Annotated in this window: 12 protein-coding genes; 8 read left to right on the top strand and 4 right to left on the bottom strand. The window is 33.8% G+C overall.

Going from position 1 to position 18,462, the window contains the following annotated elements:
* Positions 1-224 precede the first annotated feature (224 nt).
* A complete protein-coding gene (locus NNL09_RS22710; protein ID WP_025667926.1) occupies positions 225-1,649 on the top strand; it encodes an L-serine ammonia-lyase in 1,425 nt (474 codons plus the stop codon).
* Between the two features lie 71 nt (positions 1,650-1,720).
* Here the strand turns inward: NNL09_RS22710 and NNL09_RS22715 are convergent, their stop codons facing one another.
* Positions 1,721-2,200 (bottom strand): nuclear transport factor 2 family protein, encoded by a 480-nt coding sequence (locus tag NNL09_RS22715; RefSeq protein WP_109097017.1) that lies wholly within the window; start codon positions 2,198-2,200, stop codon positions 1,721-1,723.
* 159 nt (positions 2,201-2,359) lie between these two features.
* Between NNL09_RS22715 and panB the strand changes: the two genes are divergently transcribed.
* Together panB and NNL09_RS22725 are read left to right on the top strand one after the other, a co-directional pair.
* Positions 2,360-3,178, top strand: a complete 819-nt coding sequence (gene panB, locus NNL09_RS22720; RefSeq protein ID WP_025667928.1) for a 3-methyl-2-oxobutanoate hydroxymethyltransferase — start codon at positions 2,360-2,362, stop codon at positions 3,176-3,178.
* A gap of 138 nt (positions 3,179-3,316) precedes the next feature.
* Positions 3,317-4,015 carry an RluA family pseudouridine synthase gene (locus tag NNL09_RS22725; protein WP_025667929.1) on the top strand — a complete coding sequence of 233 codons (699 nt, stop codon included), beginning with the start codon at positions 3,317-3,319 and terminating at the stop codon, positions 4,013-4,015.
* Positions 4,016-4,038: 23 nt separating this feature from the next.
* Here the strand turns inward: NNL09_RS22725 and NNL09_RS22730 are convergent, their stop codons facing one another.
* The 3 genes from NNL09_RS22730 to NNL09_RS22740 form a co-directional block, all read right to left on the bottom strand.
* A complete protein-coding gene (locus NNL09_RS22730; RefSeq protein WP_025667931.1) occupies positions 4,039-4,848 on the bottom strand; it encodes a DMT family transporter in 810 nt (269 codons plus the stop codon).
* Positions 4,849-4,902: 54 nt separating this feature from the next.
* Entirely contained in the window at positions 4,903-7,401 is a 2,499-nt protein-coding gene (locus tag NNL09_RS22735; RefSeq protein WP_196911895.1) for a T9SS type B sorting domain-containing protein, read from the bottom strand.
* Between the two features lie 187 nt (positions 7,402-7,588).
* Positions 7,589-9,133, bottom strand: a complete 1,545-nt coding sequence (locus NNL09_RS22740) for a hypothetical protein (protein WP_025667933.1) — start codon at positions 9,131-9,133, stop codon at positions 7,589-7,591.
* A 208-nt stretch (positions 9,134-9,341) separates the two neighbouring features.
* On the opposite strand from NNL09_RS22740, the gene NNL09_RS22745 reads away from it, so the two are divergent.
* From NNL09_RS22745 to NNL09_RS22765, 5 genes are all read left to right on the top strand, one after another.
* Positions 9,342-10,511, top strand: a complete 1,170-nt coding sequence (locus tag NNL09_RS22745; protein ID WP_025667934.1) for a 2-isopropylmalate synthase — start codon at positions 9,342-9,344, stop codon at positions 10,509-10,511.
* 54 nt (positions 10,512-10,565) lie between these two features.
* Positions 10,566-11,948 (top strand): 3-isopropylmalate dehydratase large subunit, encoded by a 1,383-nt coding sequence (leuC, locus tag NNL09_RS22750; protein WP_025667935.1) that lies wholly within the window; start codon positions 10,566-10,568, stop codon positions 11,946-11,948.
* A gap of 2 nt (positions 11,949-11,950) precedes the next feature.
* Positions 11,951-12,538, top strand: a complete 588-nt coding sequence (gene leuD / locus NNL09_RS22755; protein ID WP_025667936.1) for a 3-isopropylmalate dehydratase small subunit — start codon at positions 11,951-11,953, stop codon at positions 12,536-12,538.
* A 102-nt stretch (positions 12,539-12,640) separates the two neighbouring features.
* Positions 12,641-13,756 (top strand): 3-isopropylmalate dehydrogenase, encoded by a 1,116-nt coding sequence (gene leuB / locus NNL09_RS22760; RefSeq protein ID WP_196911896.1) that lies wholly within the window; start codon positions 12,641-12,643, stop codon positions 13,754-13,756.
* A 387-nt stretch (positions 13,757-14,143) separates the two neighbouring features.
* Positions 14,144-18,331, top strand: a complete 4,188-nt coding sequence (locus NNL09_RS22765) for a M43 family zinc metalloprotease (protein ID WP_196911897.1) — start codon at positions 14,144-14,146, stop codon at positions 18,329-18,331.
* Positions 18,332-18,462: the final 131 nt, after the last annotated feature.

Genomic DNA, 18,462 nt, shown 5'->3' on the forward strand with positions numbered 1-18,462 from the left:
TTATCTTAAATTGTTATACTATTATTCTTAATAACTTAATGCTGTTAAGTCAATGATTATGCCATTACGATCTATCTGACAGGATGTCATCATTGCAGTATACTCTTTAATGAATTGATCATAAAGCTAAAAGAAAAACAATATTAACTATTCTTTAAAAAATGAGTTTCTTTGTTGTCAAAAAACTATATTTACCCCCGAAATTTTATCAATAATTTTGTATTATGGAATGCATCAGTGTTTTTGATATGCTGAAAATAGGCGTAGGCCCTTCAAGTTCACATACATTAGGTCCGTGGCGTGCAGGAAGAAGATGGATCACAGAACTTAAAGAAAAAGAACTCTTTGAATCTGTCTCAACAATTACTATCGATCTTTTTGGATCATTATCACTAACAGGAAAAGGTCATGCTACCGACATTGCTGTAATTTTAGGTTTATGTGGTTACGATCCTCAAACTATTGATGTTTCTACAATTGATACTATTATTGAAAACATAAACACTTCTAAGCAACTCTTCTTTAATAGTGAACTTCAGGTATCTTTTGATCCAAAAACACAAATTATATTTAATAGAGAGTTTAAAGAATTTCATCCTAACGGTATGACTTTTCATGCCGATCTGAAAGATGGAAAAAAAGTATCGTCTTCTTTTTATTCTATTGGTGGAGGTTTTGTAGTAAAAGAAGAACGTAAGAGAAAAGAAAAAAAACTTACTGCTTTCAAACAATTTCCTATGCCAATTCATAAGGCAACTGATCTTTTGGAATATTGTACATCGAAAAACAAAAAAGTATCTGAAATTGTTCTAGACAATGAGCGTTCCTTACAAAGTGATGCCGAGATTGATGAAAGAATTGCACAAGTCTGGAAGGTAATGCTAGAATCAATGTATACTGGTTGTCATACTGAAGGTACTTTACCTGGGGGATTAAATGTAAGACGACGAGCATATGATACACATAAAAAATTAATAGGTACTACAGCTTACACTACTCCAACAGAATGGATTGAAGCTATACGAAATACCGAAGTAAAATTTCGTCAAATATTAAAATGGGTTTCCTGTTTTGCTTTGGCAGTTAATGAGGTAAATGCATCTTTGGGTCGTGTGGTTACTGCTCCTACTAATGGAAGTGCTGGTGTAATTCCTGCAGTAATGATGTATTATATGGTTATCGAAAACCATGATGCAAATTTTGATGATGTAAAACAGTTTATGCTGGTTGCAGGAGAAATTGGAAGTCTTTTCAAAAAAGGAGCTACGATCTCTGCAGCTATGGGTGGTTGTCAGGCAGAAATTGGAGTATCGTCTGCAATGGCCGCTGGAGCATTAACCGAACTTATGGGAGGTACTCCAGAACAAGTATTAATGGCAAGTGAAATTGCAATGGAACACCACTTGGGATTAACATGTGATCCTATCGCCGGATTGGTACAAATCCCATGTATTGAACGAAATGCTATGGGAGCCATAAAAGCTATTAATGCTTGCGAAATGGCTTTAGATACGGATGCTGCAAATGCTAAAGTGCCATTAGATAAAGTAATTGAAACTATGTGGGAAACTGCTCAGGATATGAACACAAAGTACAAAGAAACCAGTGAAGGTGGTTTGGCAGTAAAAGTAAATCTTAGTGATTGTTAACCTATAAACTACCTGTAACGAAATACAAAGCTCAAAACTTATAATATTACAGGTTTTTAATAAGTATGTTATTACTTACACCCTTCTCTAAATCGAGTATCAGCAATAGCTATAATTTTCCAGGTTTTACCATCATTAAATAGTTGAAATACATTTACGCCACAATGGCTAAAATTATCATTGACATAAAACTCATAAGGAGTCCATGCATTTGCAATTGCAGAATCTGCTTCGATTTTAAATGCTAATAATCGTTCATCCCATTTTTGCTCTGCTGGTCTATTTTGTATGGCAGTTAAAATTTTTTCTATATCATTCTTTACTGTTTTTATCTCTCCTTCTTTGGTTCTCACAATAGTTTGTACTGCTATGTTTTTATCTATAGTAGTTTTCATTTTAGCAGTGTCACCAGCATGAAAACCTTCAAAAAACTCTAAAACAGTCTGTTTCACTTCTTTTTCATAACGATTTTGGTCATCTTTAGATATATTTTTTTGAGAAAAAACATGGCATGAGAAGAATAAAACAACCAATATTGATACTTTATACATAATGTTCATTATTTTTGAATAGGTATAAAAATAAGATTTTAATCACTTCTATACTATATAATTTTCACTTCATTGTATCAAAGAAAAATCAAAAACAAATTACACTTGTTACCATATAGGTAATTGATTACTTTTACAATCCTAAAAAAACAATTCAAAATGTCTACAGCAAAAAAAGATTATAAGCGCGTTACGGTAAAATCTCTTGTAGAGATGAAAGCTAACCAAGAAAAAATATCGATGCTAACCGCTTACGATTACACGATGGCCAAAATTGTAGATGGTGCCGGAGTAGATGTTATTCTCGTCGGGGATTCTGCTTCAAATGTAATGGCAGGTCATGAAACTACTTTGCCGATTACATTAGATCAGATGATTTATCATGCATCTTCTGTAATTCGAGCAATCGATCGCGCATTAATCGTTGTAGATTTACCTTTTGGAAGCTACCAGAGTGATCCTAAAGAAGCTTTACGTTCTGCAATTCGTATTATGAAGGAATCAGGGGGGCATGCTGTAAAACTTGAAGGAGGAAAAGAAGTTAAGGAGTCTATTAAAAGAATCCTTAATGCCGGTATCCCTGTTATGGGACACCTTGGTCTTACTCCACAATCTATATATAAATTTGGAACCTATACTGTTCGTGCCAAAGAAGAACAAGAAGCCCAGAAACTAAAACAAGATGCACTTATGCTTGAGAAAGCAGGATGTTTTGCAATCGTTCTTGAAAAAGTTCCTGCCAAATTGGCTAAAGAAGTAGCTGAAAGCCTTACTATTCCTATCATTGGTATTGGAGCAGGAAATGGTGTAGATGGACAAGTATTGGTTACTCATGACATGCTAGGAATGACCCATGAATTTAATCCTCGTTTTTTAAGACGTTATTTAGATTTATATACAGAAATGACTAATGCTTTTAAACAATACGTTACCGATGTGAAAGCTGTTGATTTTCCTAATGAGAATGAGCAATATTAATTTCATTCAATTTAAAGTTTATCGATCAAATCAAACTTAATAAACTTTTTATAAGATTGAAATTAATTATTAAAATGACATCAAAATTTAAGTCTTCATTACAATAGTTCTAAAAATCAAACGATCTAAAAATCACGGATGTCAAAAATCATTTCAAATAAAAACAATCTTCAGGTGCTGCATGAAGACAATCATATTATTATTGTTAATAAGCGCCCAGGGGATATTGTACAAGGTGATAAAACGGGGGACAAACCTCTTAGCGAAGTTGTCAAAGAGTATATTGCAGAAAAATATAATAAACCGGGGGCAGTATATCTAGGGGTTGTACACCGTTTAGATCGTCCTACCAGCGGAATTGTCGTATTTGCAAGAACAAGCAAAGCACTTCCTAGGCTTAACGCGTTATTTGCAAACAAAGAAGCTCAAAAAACATATTGGGCTGTGGTAAAAGATTGTCCTCCTAAAAAACATGACAACTTAACACATTGGTTAAAACGCAATCCAAGACAAAATAAATCGTATGCACATGCTACCGAAGTTCCTGATAGCAAAAAAGCAGTTTTAGAATATCAACTAATCAAAAAGTTAGATAATTATTGTTTGTTAGAAATTGATCTTCATACAGGGCGCCATCATCAAATACGATCACAACTCTCCAGTATTGGTTGCATAATCAAAGGTGACCTAAAATATGGAGCACATCGTAGTAATAAAGACGGAAGTATTCATTTACATGCCCGAAAATTAACTTTTATTCATCCCGTTAAAAAAGAAACTATAGCTATCATCGCTCCTCCTCCTTCTGATCCTATTTGGAAAGATTGTCTAAATTAAGCTTTTGGGTTATTACCGTTTAACTATTTGTAAGTTCGTATACTTTCGATCACTACAGATGTTAAAATCAAAATACCTCCAATAACCGTAGAAAGTACAGGGACTTCTCTTAAAAAAATGATTCCAAGAATAATACCATATACCGGTTGAATACTACCAATAATACTAGCCGTTGTTGCAGAAAATCGTTTAAAACTATATAAAAACAAGGTATGGCCTATTGCAGTAGTTAACAAGGCTAAAATCAAAACAAAAGGAAATTGGCTAATAATGCCCGAGCTATCCATAATAAATAAGGCAGGCGATAACAGTACTACCATTATTATTAATTGATACCACATTAACATAGAACCATGATAATTACTAACTTTTGTTTTCATGATTAGATTTCGAAGAGCATAACATAATGCCGAAAATACTCCCATGGCAACAGCTTTAGCATACGTATTTTCTATACTAAAATCCGGAACCAAAAAATAAATTCCTACTAGGACAAGTACTCCCAGCATCAAATGCATTTTCTGAAATTTAACTTTTAACACCAAAGGCTCTAGTAAAGCCGTAATGACTGGGTAAGTAAACAAAGATAACATACCAATAGCCACATTTGACATTTTTAGAGCATAAAAATAAGTGATCCAATGTAGCCCCATAAGCATCCCTCCCACAAGAATGGGAATACGATCCTTAGTATCAATTCTAAATGATATCTTTTTCCATTTACAAAACAAGAATAATATGCACGCTGCTAATATAGCTCTATAACCAATAATAACAGGTACAGGCATATCGATATGTCTTCCTAATACCCCCGAGGTACTAATGAGCAACATAGCAAAATTTAACTCGAGTATGTTTCTTAAGTGTTGGTTACTTTTTGACAAGGTTTATCGAATTAGTGAGAAATTAGAATTAAATACTTTTGGTACACCATTTTCAATATAACGTACTTTAAACCAATAATCACTTGCTGGCAATTGTTTTCCGCTATATGTTCCATCCCAGTTACCGTTTGCACCAAGATCTTTTAAGAGTTTACCAAATCTATTAAAAATTAGAATCTGAGTTATTATAACATTTGTACTTCCTGTGATTCCCCAAGAGTCATGAAATCCATCTCCGTTAGGTGTAAAATACTTTGGATAGTCTACTACTACTTCTACTTTAGATTCTAGTTCATCACACATACGCAAATCTCTTACAAATACAGTATGCTCTCCTCTTGAAACTCCCGTAAAGATATTAGACGCTTGCCATTCTCTATTATCTATTCTAAATTCATATGTTCCATTTCCGACGACTGTAACTTCAATAGTGGCATTATCAGAAAAAGCTCCCGATAGCAATTCTGCCGTAATACTTTCTGGAGGATAAGAGGTTACTACCGTTGTACTTTTTGATATTTCACATCCTGTAATTATACTTGTAGCTAATACACTATACTGCCCGGGAGTATCTGGCAAAAAAGAAGTATCTACTTCTCCTGGTATTTCGTTTCCTGCTACAGGAGCAGTCCCTGTATACCATTGAAACGTATAATCTGAAGGCTTTAATCCAGTTTCTATACGATCTTCGGGCGCCAGATTAAGTACTTGCCCATCTCTTTCTAAACATAATGTATACTCATCTTCAAACGTAATAGGTTCAAAAGGGTTAACTATTAAAGTAATATGCTCTCCTAATCCTAGACAGGAATTCGCCGCACTATTCTCTACTCTTACATATAGCGTAGCTCTAAAAGGAGATGAATTATTTCTATAGTTAGAGATATCGGTTATCTCATTTTGTTCGGATAACGCATCTGCCTGGTTTTCGTAATACCTAATTGTTAAATTTTGACCACCAGGGTATAACTGAATTATTTGAGGAGTAGCATCACTAAAATCAAATGATGCAACCCCATCCGTAGGGTCAACATCGTTTGCCTCACATGCTGTATATGTAAGATTAAAATTAGCCGGAATTTGAGTTGATGAGACTTCGAGATCAATTCTCGATGTTCTAAAACAATCTGTTATAGATTCTACTCTGGCATACACCACACTGTTTTGTACAATTGGATTAGGGTATGCTGTAAAATTGGTGATCTGATCTGCAGAATCCCCTCTAATAGCTTGCTGTTCTGTTAAATAATATGAAAAAGCCTCATTTGCAGCATTAGTAGATATCAAAGAATTTGCTTCAGATAAATTGAACAATGAAAAGCCATCGATATCATCATCACATTGCAGAAGCTGTACCGAATTCAAAACATTTGGAGGAGGAACAAATTCAACATTAATAGAGTCTGATGATGAACATCCGTTAGCAATATTTACTTCTACACTATACACTCCATTTTGCGTAACCTCTAATTGAGCACCTCCTGCTATAAGCGTTGTTCCGTCACCTGCTGCTAAAGGAGCTCCATTTTTTCTCCAGGTATAGGTAGGGTTATTTCCTACCGTCGCATTAAGGGTAATCGGTACTCCTAGACATCCCGGGTTACCAGAGGCTAATGTTCTGTCTTCTCCCAAATCTCCTCCAATATTAAAACTTCCGGCGGCTAGAAATACCGCAGAATCAAATTGTCCATCTCGATGTTCTGCAATCACTAATTTAATTGTATATCGCTCACCAACCACTACGCTTCCTTCGGCTGTCAATACTTTTGTATACCCATTAAAATCTATAGGAGCAGCACTTCCCGGCCGAATTGTTCTATTATAGAAATTTGGGTTTCTTGGAGGACATTCTGAAACCTGGTTAATCACATCAACGAAATCTCCATCATTATTTAAATCTACTCCTTCATTAACTGTAGTAACTTTAATAGGAATATTTGTACCCGGCACAACTGCTAAGTTTCTAGAATTTCCAGATGAATCGGTAAGGATAAAAGCAAAAACATCAGAAAATGTACAAGGAAAAGCTTCTGTATACTCTTCTGAAGCAAACAAGAAGTCAAAACTTATAAAATCTATGGTTGGTACAAAATCAAATTGGATATAACTGGCATTATGTAAATTAACTGTACTAGTCACTGATCCCAAATCACTATCACCACCCCATCCCGAGTTATCACCTTCAGACAATGCAATCGGTCCGTTTGGGCCAATTGCGCTTCTTGCATTACCCGTACTTAAAATGACTCCTCTATCAATCTCAAAACCAGAATTATTAGATTCAAAATAACCTATACCATTAAATCCAAAATTGGTTCCAGTAAAAGAAGAAATATTTTCTACCGTTGCACAAGGGCTATCTATCAAAACATCTTCTACCAACTGCTCTACAGTGAAAGAGTTATCATCTACCGTTATCTGGGCATTGATAGATAATACGGTAAAAAAACAAATATAAAAAACTCTTTTTGCAGTAGAGCTTTTCGGTATCCATAAATTCATTACGACTTACTATTAAATGGAATATACCTCATATGCTCTATTTCTTATTCTTACAGAGAAAATTTCACAGTTGCATATTAGAAACTAAAATACTCGTATTTTAATTCTATAAAGTATTCCAATTATTTTTCAAAGGACGAAAGATATAAAATACTAATTAACTTTCAGCTCTTTATAAAAATTTAAGTTACCTTATTAGCCCTTTTGCTTTCTCCTTTATTATATCTGCAACAGGTCTCCCTTCAATATTGCTTTCGAGCCATGAAAGAATATCCAAATACAAAAAAGCTCTCTTTTCATAAGGGTGATCTTCATACTGTTTTAATCTTTTATGAAGTTTTCTAAACTCCTCTTTAATTTGGTGAGGGTAAATATCTCCAAGGTTTTTAAGAAATTTGATCATTTCTTTTTGTACTTCATGTAGGTCATTCATTTTTATTAAAAACCGATAAGTCTCTTTTAATTGGGTTTCTAAATGATAATCCATCCCAGCTTCATAATGAGCTACCAAACTTAGTACTCTGGAGAAGCACATCAAGTCTTCTCTCATCTTCAAAGATTTATTATTAATAATTTTGGATAGGTATTCAATACATTTTCGATGATTTGCCATTCCAAAATATAAACAGCCAATCTTATAATAAAGTACCATTATATGATGATCATCCAAACGATTTTTAAATTCTGATATTCCGCTAAGAATCTCTTCTACCAAATACTCTCCTTCGTCAAAACTTCCTTCTAAAAAATGAACATTCAACTTATTGTTATAAATAAATTGAAAAGATAAAACTTCTATATTATCATCTTTAGGAAAAGTAAGATCAGTAATTCTATTTTCGAATTCTTGCAAAGTTGACCTTAATTGTGTTTTATCTTTTATGAGATACAAAGACTCTAATAAATAGTGATTTCCTCTAAGAAAAAAAACAGGATTTTGAACAATCATTTTTGGGTGCTCATAAAATAAATCCAACCATTTCTTCGAATATTTATAACACGATAAAAAATCCTGAACAATAAAACTATACCACAGATGAGCTTTATATAGCCAAAGTTTTTCTCTAAACCCTAACATATTCCATTCATATTTTGGCAGTTTCCCATTAAAATAATTAGTAATTTCCTGATGTTCTTTATCGTTTCTTACATAACCACTTTTAAGCATCAAACCATACAACTGAAGAGATAAATTAGACAACCTACTAGTCAACACGTTTTTCATACTTAACATCTTGGCTTCTACCGTTAGCTCATCTGCCCTACTATTGATACTTCTGGTTATATATTGCGTTTCTATAATTTTTTCAAACTCTACAATTTCATAAGCAATATTATGCTCTTCATTTTCCATAGCCAGGGTTTTGGCTTTATCTAATACCTTAAGGCTTTGCTTATATAGTCCTTTATGATATAATATAGAGGCAAAATCTAATTGTTCTCGTATTTGTGATCGAGTATTTTGATGTAATGGGCTTAGTCTTAAACTAATTAATATTTGTTTATATAAATGAGCTTTAAGATTAGAAAATTGTTGTTTTTTCACAATTCCTTTTGAAACAATAAGATCTTCATCCAGAGTATCGTGTTTATCCAAATGATTAAAAAGAGCTAGAAATTTTGAATCTGTGTTTACTCCTAATCGTCCTACATATACCTTAAATTGTCGTTTTTCTGATTTAGAAAGTGACTTCACTAAAACAAACAATGGATCTTTTTGGTCATTAGTCATTGTATGAAAATATAATATAATTAACTGATTTAAAAATAGTTATGTTTTAATTAAAAGATTTTAGCATTGTAAAATCAGTAATCAAATACTTCCTTTTTGAATTCCCAAAATATAAATTCGTAAGAGATTAAAGAAACATCTTTTAAGAATATTTTAAAATAATGATGTTTTTATAGATAACACTAAAAGTCAAATTCACTGTATTTCTATGAGTAATAATAAAGTTCAAATATTCGATACCACATTAAGAGACGGAGAACAGGTCCCTGGATGTAAATTAAATACGCAACAGAAACTAGTTATTGCAGAACAACTCGATCTTTTGGGTGTAGATATTATAGAAGCAGGATTCCCTGTTTCGAGCCCAGGAGATTTTACTTCGGTAAGTGAAATAGCCAAAATCGTAAAAAATGCAACTGTATGTGGATTAACCAGAGCTGTAGAAAAAGATATTAAGGTTGCTGCAGAAGCTTTAAGTTATGCAAAAAGACCTAGAATCCATACAGGTATAGGTACTTCTGAGTCTCATATTAAATATAAATTTAATTCTACACAAGATAAGGTAATAGAAAAAGGAGTTGCTGCAGTTAAATATGCAAAATCCTTTGTAGAGGATGTTGAGTTTTTTGCAGAAGACGCCGGGAGAACTGATAATGAATTTTTAGCTCGTGTATGCGAAGCTATGATCAAAGCTGGTGCAACTGTACTTAATATTCCTGATACAACCGGGTATTGTTTGCCAGAAGAATACGGTGCTAAAATTAAATACCTTAAAGAAAATGTAAAAGGTATAGATAATGTTATTATTTCTTGCCACTGTCATAATGATTTAGGCCTTGCTACTGCAAATTCTATCGCAGGAGCAATTAATGGTGCTCGACAAATTGAATGTACAATTAATGGTATCGGTGAACGTGCAGGCAATACATCTCTAGAAGAAGTAGTTATGATCATGAAACAACATCCGTATTTAAATCTAAATACCGATATTGATTCTAAATTATTATACAGTACCAGCCAAATGGTATCTGATCATATGGGTATGATGGTACAACCTAATAAAGCAATTGTCGGAGCTAATGCTTTTGCTCATAGTTCGGGAATACACCAGGACGGAGTAATTAAAAATCGGGAGACTTATGAAATTATTGATCCCGAGGAAGTTGGAGTTACAGAGTCTGCTATTGTACTTACCGCCAGAAGCGGTAGAGCTGCACTGGCTTATAGAGCCAAAAAAGTTGGTTACGAATTATCTAAACTTCAATTAGATGATGTTTATTCAGAATTTTTGAAATTTGCTGATCGTAAGAAAGAAGTTATCGATGAAGATATTCATCAAATTATGAAAAATACTAATGTAGCTACTGTAGTAGCATAAATAATACTAAAAGCCTACAAAAGCATTATTTTTGTGTAGGTGTTTTATATACATATGAAGAAAACTTTATTTGACAAAGTATGGGATGCGCATGTAGTCAAAGAGATACAAGACGGCCCACAAATATTATATATTGATAAACATCTAATTCATGAGGTTACCAGCCCACAAGCATTTGGAGAATTAGAACAACGTGGGATTCCTGTTTTTAGACCCGATCAAATTGTAGCTACTGCAGATCATAATACGCCTACAGAAGACCAACATCTTCCTGTTAAAGATGCATTATCCAGAAATCAACTCGAGCAGCTTACCAAAAATTGTGAGAAAAATGAAATTACATTATATGGCCTTGGTCATAAATATAATGGTATTGTTCATGTAATGGCACCAGAATTAGGTATTACACAACCTGGAATGACTATGGTTTGTGGTGATAGCCATACTTCTACACACGGTGCATTCGGAACCATTGCTTTTGGCATAGGAACCAGTCAGGTAGCGCAGGTATTTGCCAGTCAGTGTTTACTGCTTCAAAAACCAAAAAGCCTTAGAGTTAATGTAAATGGGCAGTTAAAACCTGGCGTATTACCAAAAGATGTAATTTTATATGTGATCGCAAAACTTGGTACTAATGCCGGTACTGGATATTTTTGTGAATATGCTGGTAATGTATTTGAAGATATGTCGATGGAAGGCAGAATGACTGTCTGTAATATGAGTATCGAAATGGGTGCCCGAGGAGGAATGATTGCCCCAGATGAAACTACTTTTGAATATATCAAAGGCAAAGAATTTGCACCTAAAGGGGTCGAATTCGACAAAAAAGTTGCCTACTGGAAAACATTACCTACAGATAAAGATGCGGTATTCGATAAAGAGTATCATTTTGATGCATCGGATATAGAACCCATGATTACTTATGGTACAAATCCAGGAATGGGAATCAAAATATCAGAAAATATACCTGTAGAAGATAATGCTTCATTCGAAAAATCATTAGCTTATATGAATTTTGAGAAAGGACAATCTCTCGTAGATCAAGAAGTAAATTATGTTTTTATAGGAAGCTGTACTAATAGTAGAATCGAAGATTTTAGAATTGCTGCAAACTATATTAAAGGTAAGAAAAAGGCCAACAATGTAACTGCTTGGTTTGTTCCGGGATCGCAACTCGTAGCACAGCAAATCGTTGAAGAAGGATTAAAAGATGTTTTTGAAAACGCTGGATTTCAATTACGACAACCTGGATGCTCTGCATGTCTAGCAATGAACGATGATAAAATTCCGGAAGGAGAATATTGCGTATCTACTTCTAATCGAAATTTTGAAGGACGACAAGGACAAGGTGCAAGAACAATTTTAGCAAGCCCTCTAGTTGCTGCAGCTACAGCTATAGAAGGAAAAATTATTGATATTACTAAACAATTAAATTAATTATGGATAAGTTTACTAAACTAACATCCTCTGCTATACCATTATCTATAGAAAATGTAGATACAGATCAAATCATTCCTGCACGGTTTTTAAAAGCTACTAGTCGCGAAGGATTTGGAGAAAATTTATTTAGAGATTGGCGCTTTCATAAAAATGGAAGTATAAATCATGATTTTGTATTGAATGATACTACTTATAAAGGTAAAATATTAGTAGCAGGAGATAACTTTGGATGCGGATCTAGTAGAGAACATGCCGCATGGGCAATTAATGACTATGGTTTTAAAGTAGTGATATCTAGTTTTTTTGCTGACATTTTTAAAGGAAACGCTCTTAATAACGGAGTATTACCCATTCAGGTAACTCCAGAATACCTACAAGACTTATTTAATGAAATTGAAAAAGATGCTAATACGCAAATTGAAGTAGATCTTGAAGCTCAGAAAATTACCATTCTCGCTACTGGTTCTTCTTCAACTTTTGAGATTAACCCGTACAAAAAAACCTGCCTTATGAATGGTTATGATGACATTGATTTTTTAATCAGTAATAAAGCAGAAATAGAAGAATTTGAAAACGAAAGAATATAAATATATATAAGTTGTCAGGCAGAGCTGGTCGAAGTCTTATAAACTACAATCAAGAACAAAAAAACACTTCGACAAGTTTAGTGTGACAAAAAGAATAAACTTATGAAATTAGATATCGCAGTATTATCAGGAGACGGTATTGGCCCAGAAGTGACCGCACAGGCTATAAAAGCATTAGAGGCAATCGCACATAACTTTGATCATTCCTTTATTTTTAAAGAAGGATTAGTAGGTGCTATTGCCATTGACAAAACCGGAAACCCATTACCAGATGAAACATTAGAACTCTGTGTACAAACAGATGCTGTTTTGTTTGGCGCAATTGGTGCTCCAAAATATGACAACGACCCTAGTGCTCCGGTTCGTCCCGAACAAGGTCTATTAAAATTACGAAAAGAACTTGGGCTCTATGCTAATATTCGCCCTGTAAAAGCCTATTCTACTTTAATCGACAAATCACCTCTTAAACGTGAGATTATCGAAGGAACAGATATTTCTATCTATCGTGAGTTAACTGGTGGTATCTATTTTGGTAAAAAAGAATTAAGCGATGATGGTAACGTTGCTTCTGATCTTTGCGAATATTCTAGAGAAGAAATCGAACGTATCGCTCATTTGGCATTTAAAGCAGCACAAAAGCGAAGAAAAAAACTTACTCTTGTAGATAAAGCCAATGTATTAGAATCATCTCGCTTATGGAGAAAAGTAGTTACCGAAATCGCTGTAGCCTATAGCGATGTAACCTTAGACTTTTTATTTGTTGATAATGCTGCAATGCAAATGATACTCAACCCTAGTCAGTTTGATGTAATTCTTACCGAAAACATGTTTGGTGATATTATTTCTGACGAAGCTAGTGTGATTGGTGGATCTATTGGTCTCTTAGCATCTGCTTCTATTGGAAATACATGCTGTATGTTTGAGCCTATACATGGATCTTATCCGCAGGCAACAGGAAAAGGAATAGCTAATCCAATTGCCGCTATATTATCTGCCGCTATGTTATTAGAGCATTTTAATTTATTAGGAGAAGCCAATGCAATTAGAGATGCTGTAGAAAAAGCGTTAGAGTTAAATCTTACTACTTCTGATCTAAATCCTAGTAACCCACTTACCACAGAAAAAGTAGGAGATTTTATTGCTGATTACATATTAAATCCCGAGGATTCTAATATCAATTTTGAGAATATACACGTAGGGCAATCTACGATTATATAATTTTTCAAATAATGATTCTGTTTAAAAGCAATCAAAGAGGTGTCTTTGGTTGCTTTTTTGATTCTATAATCAACAACAATACAGATAAAACTACAACCTGAATAGAAGACATTTTATCAATACTTTCCCAATAACTTTTCTACATATAATTTATACATGAACAGAGTTCTAGTTCTTAAACTTCAAATAATATGTATTGTTATTTTTATTATTAGATTATTACATAATTCACTAAAAAAAACAAAAAATTGCATTTCAATTGTTAAAACAATACAAAATTACCAATTACCAACACTATATTATCCCATATTTTATTCCCTATAATTTTGATGGTATTATTGTTAATATAAATACAAACTAACTCTAATATTTTCAATCTTATAACCAATGAAACACAAACTCCAAACAGTAATCACCTTCATACTATTTTGTATGTTGGTAAGCTTTAGTCATGCACAAAACAGATGTGGCACAAAATTATCTCCTGAAGAAGAAGTTAATTTTAAAAAAACAATCAGTAAAGTAAAGAGGTTTAAAAAAACTGGTGTACAGAGTAAATCTGCTGCAACTCCATATGTTATCCCTGTAGTATTTCATATTTTACATAATGGAGAAGGCTCTGTTAGTAAGGCAGACATGAAGTGTAGAATTGATGACGTCTTTAAAACAATCAATGGAGATTATAATGGTACATTCCCTGGGTTTAATCAAATCGACCCAAGATTCGAATCTATTAAAGATAAAATGAATATTGAATTTATTCCAGCCACTGTAGATCCCGATGGAAACACTATGGATACCCCCGGTATGGATTGGCAGGCTAACGCTAATATTGCATATGGTTATGACCCTAACATTTATAAATATATGTGGTGGGGCAAAAAAAACAAATACTATTTAGACGTAGTTGTTGTAGATGCCCCTAATGAAAAAGGAGGTACCAATGGATCAGGACATGCCTTTCTTCCAATTCAGGATGTAATACCTCATGTAACTTATAATTGGAGGTATGTTGGTAGTACCTGCGGATCACAATCTGCACCTGGATTTGAAAAAGTAATGACTCACGAATTTGGTCACTATTTTGGATTAAGACATACATTTTATGAAAGTTGCGATGCTACTAATGATGGAATTGATGACACTCCCCCAACTACACAAGCAGAAGGATGTGAAAGAGATAAACTAAATAATTGTGGTGTGTATGCGAATCTTGAGAATCATATGGACTATAATACCAGTTGCCAGAATATGTTCACAAAAGGGCAAGTAAGCGCAATGACTTATTGGTTAGAAGATAGTACTGAAGCATTATATTCTAGACGTTTACTTTGGCAGGATAGTAACTTAAGCTCTGTAGGAATACTTAAAAGAACTCCAATAGCAGATTTTGCAAGCGATTACACAGCCGTTTGTGATGGAAAATCTATCACTTTTGAAGATCTTTCATTAGGCTTACCTACTTCTTGGCAATGGCAATTTGAAGGCGGGTCGCCATCAACATCTTCAGAAAAAAATCCTGTAATACGATATGATAATTCTGGAATATACAAAGTTCGCCTCGTTGCAAGCAATGACTCTGGACAAAACACAGAGGAAAAAACCAGTTATATTTATATAAACCAAAAAACATCATCGGGACAGTCAGAAAATTTTCAAGGACAATTCCCTCCTACAGAATGGGATGTTATTAATCCCGATAAAGGATTTGGTTGGGAAAAAAGAAGTGATGCCGGAAATGGAGACAGTTCTAGTATCATAATGAATAACTCTGACAATGCAATTGTAGGAGAAGAAGATTTTCTTAGATTACCATATTATGATTTCTCTTCAGCAAAAAATAGTCAGATGTATTTTGATCTTGCCTATACAAAGTTTGATGATGCCAGTCCCGACAAATTGAAGGTACAAGTATCTAAAGATTGCGGAAACTCATGGACAGATGTTTATTCTAAAACACATACAGAATTAGAAACCAAAAGTGTAACCACTGGTCTTTCTAACGGTTGGATTCCTAAACAAGAATCTGATTGGAGAAAAGAAATTATTGACCTTAGTGCTTATGATGGTGAATCTGAAGTAACCATTAGGTTTATGAATATATCTGGATACGGAACCAGAATATGGATAGACAATATTAATGTCTTAATTAATAATGATACCACTCCGGTTTCTGACTTTTATTCTAGCAAAAGAGTTTCTAATTGTAATAGTACCGAAATCTCTTTTAAAGATGTTTCTGTAGGAAATCCTACTTCCTGGAATTGGACATTTGAAGGAGCCACTCCTTCTTCTTCTACAGATAAAAATCCTAAAGTAACCTATAACAATCCGGGGTCTTACAACGTATCCCTTACAACAAGTAATGCTAATGGCACTGGTAATACAATAACAAAAAATGCATATATAACGGTTACAAATCCAACAAAAAACTCTTTTACAGAAGGGTTTGAAGGGAGTTTCCCACCATCTGGATGGGAAATCATAGATAATGATGGAGAATTAGCTTGGGAAAAAAGTAATGCTGCAGGTCGAAACTCTTCCTCTTGTATGATTATGAATAATACAGATAATGAAGAAATAGGAGAAATAGATGAAATTATTCTTAATCCTATAGATATGTCTGGCGGAGAAACTACCTTTTCTTTTGATTTGGCATATACCAAATTTGATGATGACAGTAAAGACAAATTAAGAATATTGGTATCTACCAATTGTGGAAACTCCTGGACAGAAGTATATTCAAAAACTCATACAGAACTAGAGACCGTAGCAACAACAGACGATCCAGATACCTGGATTAATGAAATTAACCTATGGGTACCCACACAGGATTCACATTGGAGAACAGAAAATGTATCATTATCTCAATTTAGTGGAAAAGAAAATGTATTGATCAAATTAGAAAACACCTCTGGGTACGGAACTAGAATTTGGATCGATAATATGAAATTCGATATTGAAAATTCTAGTGGAAATAATTTATCTGCACCAACAGGATTATTGGCATCTAATGTATCAGAAACATCATTAACGCTGTCCTGGGACTCAGCACCAAGCAATGAGCAAGTAGTTGGCTATGACATATATCAGGACAATGCAATCGCTACATCTGTAACAGGAACATCTGCTAATATTACAGGATTAACTGCAAATACACCATATCAATATAAGATAAAAGCTAAAGATGCTTCAGGTAATACTTCTGAGTTTAGTAATATCGTAAACGTTACTACTTCTAGCGAACCAAGTCCTACTTGTACAGATGGGATTCAAAATGGAGATGAAACCGGAATAGATTGCGGAGGTTCTTGTGAACCGTGTAACCCTTCGTCTTATTGTACTTCTAATGGAAGTAACCCTAATGATGAATATATTAGTCGTATACAATTAGGAAGTATTGATAAAACTTCTATAGCAGGGAATGGTGGGTATAGTGATTTCACATCAGAGTCTACACCTCTACCAAAAGGAGTAGCTCAAACGATTACAATTACTCCAACATGGTCATCAACTGTGTACTCAGAAGGATACAGTGTATGGATTGATTACAATCAAGATGGAGATTTCGAAGATTCTGGTGAACAAGTATTTAGTAAAAGCCCTTCAAAAGACACTTCAATAAAAGGAGAGTTTACGGTACCAGATGGAGCAAAAAATGGAAATACGAGAATGAGAGTATCTATGGCATACAATAAAATCCCTGATACTTGTGAAACATTTGATTATGGTGAAGTTGAAGATTATACCGTTTCTATAGAAGGAGTAACATCTACCCCTACTTGTACCGATGGTATCCAAAACGGGGATGAAACCGGGATAGATTGCGGTGGAAGCTCTTGCTCCCCATGTAATAACACCGATGGGATTGTTTATGTAGATATCGAGGATCTTACAGTTACTTCATCTAATAGCTGGGAGTTCTTCCGTATCGAAGTTGGTGATGATAAAGATTATGGCGCGTGGTACACTAGTAATTCGGTACGATTAGTTACATATGATAAAGATATTGTATGCCAAGGAAATGAAGGTAATATAACCCTAATAGGTGAAGGTGAAGGAATTGATGGTTCTGATAATTTTATAGCAAAATCAAACAGCTATACTATAAGTTCATCTTCTTATACAACTTGGAATGGTAAATCAGGATTTATTGGATTTACCTTTAAGATAAATGGAAATACACATTATGGATGGTTTCATATATCTGTAGCTAACGATGGTTTATCTTATACAATACTGGATTATGCATATAATAAGAAACCAAATGAGATCATTTATACCCGATCTTCAAATGCAATAAATAGCATAGCAAACAAAGGAATTTCTGAAAACAAAACATTCACATCTCCTAATCCTTTTATCGATACTTTTGTGATTAACACTTCAAAACTTGACAAAACTAATATCACGGTTAAAGTATTTGATATACACGGAAAACTTCTGATACAAGAAGAATATACAAAAAACCCTAGGTCTATAATTTTAGGGAGTGAGCTTAAAATGTCTGGGATTTATTTTGTTCAAATACAAACAAATTCAAAAATGGAAACATTAAGAATTCTTAAGTACTAAATAACTTTAAATTTATTTTTGAAAAAAGGCTTGATTATGATATCATAATCAAGCCTTTTTATATTGTCGACAAAATGTGTAATTGTCTATAAAACATTTAAGAATCCCGTAATTCTTCATATCATTACAGA

It is taken from the genome of Aquimarina sp. EL_43, assembly GCF_943422735.1.
GTDB classification, from domain to species: Bacteria; Bacteroidota; Bacteroidia; order Flavobacteriales; family Flavobacteriaceae; genus Aquimarina; species Aquimarina megaterium.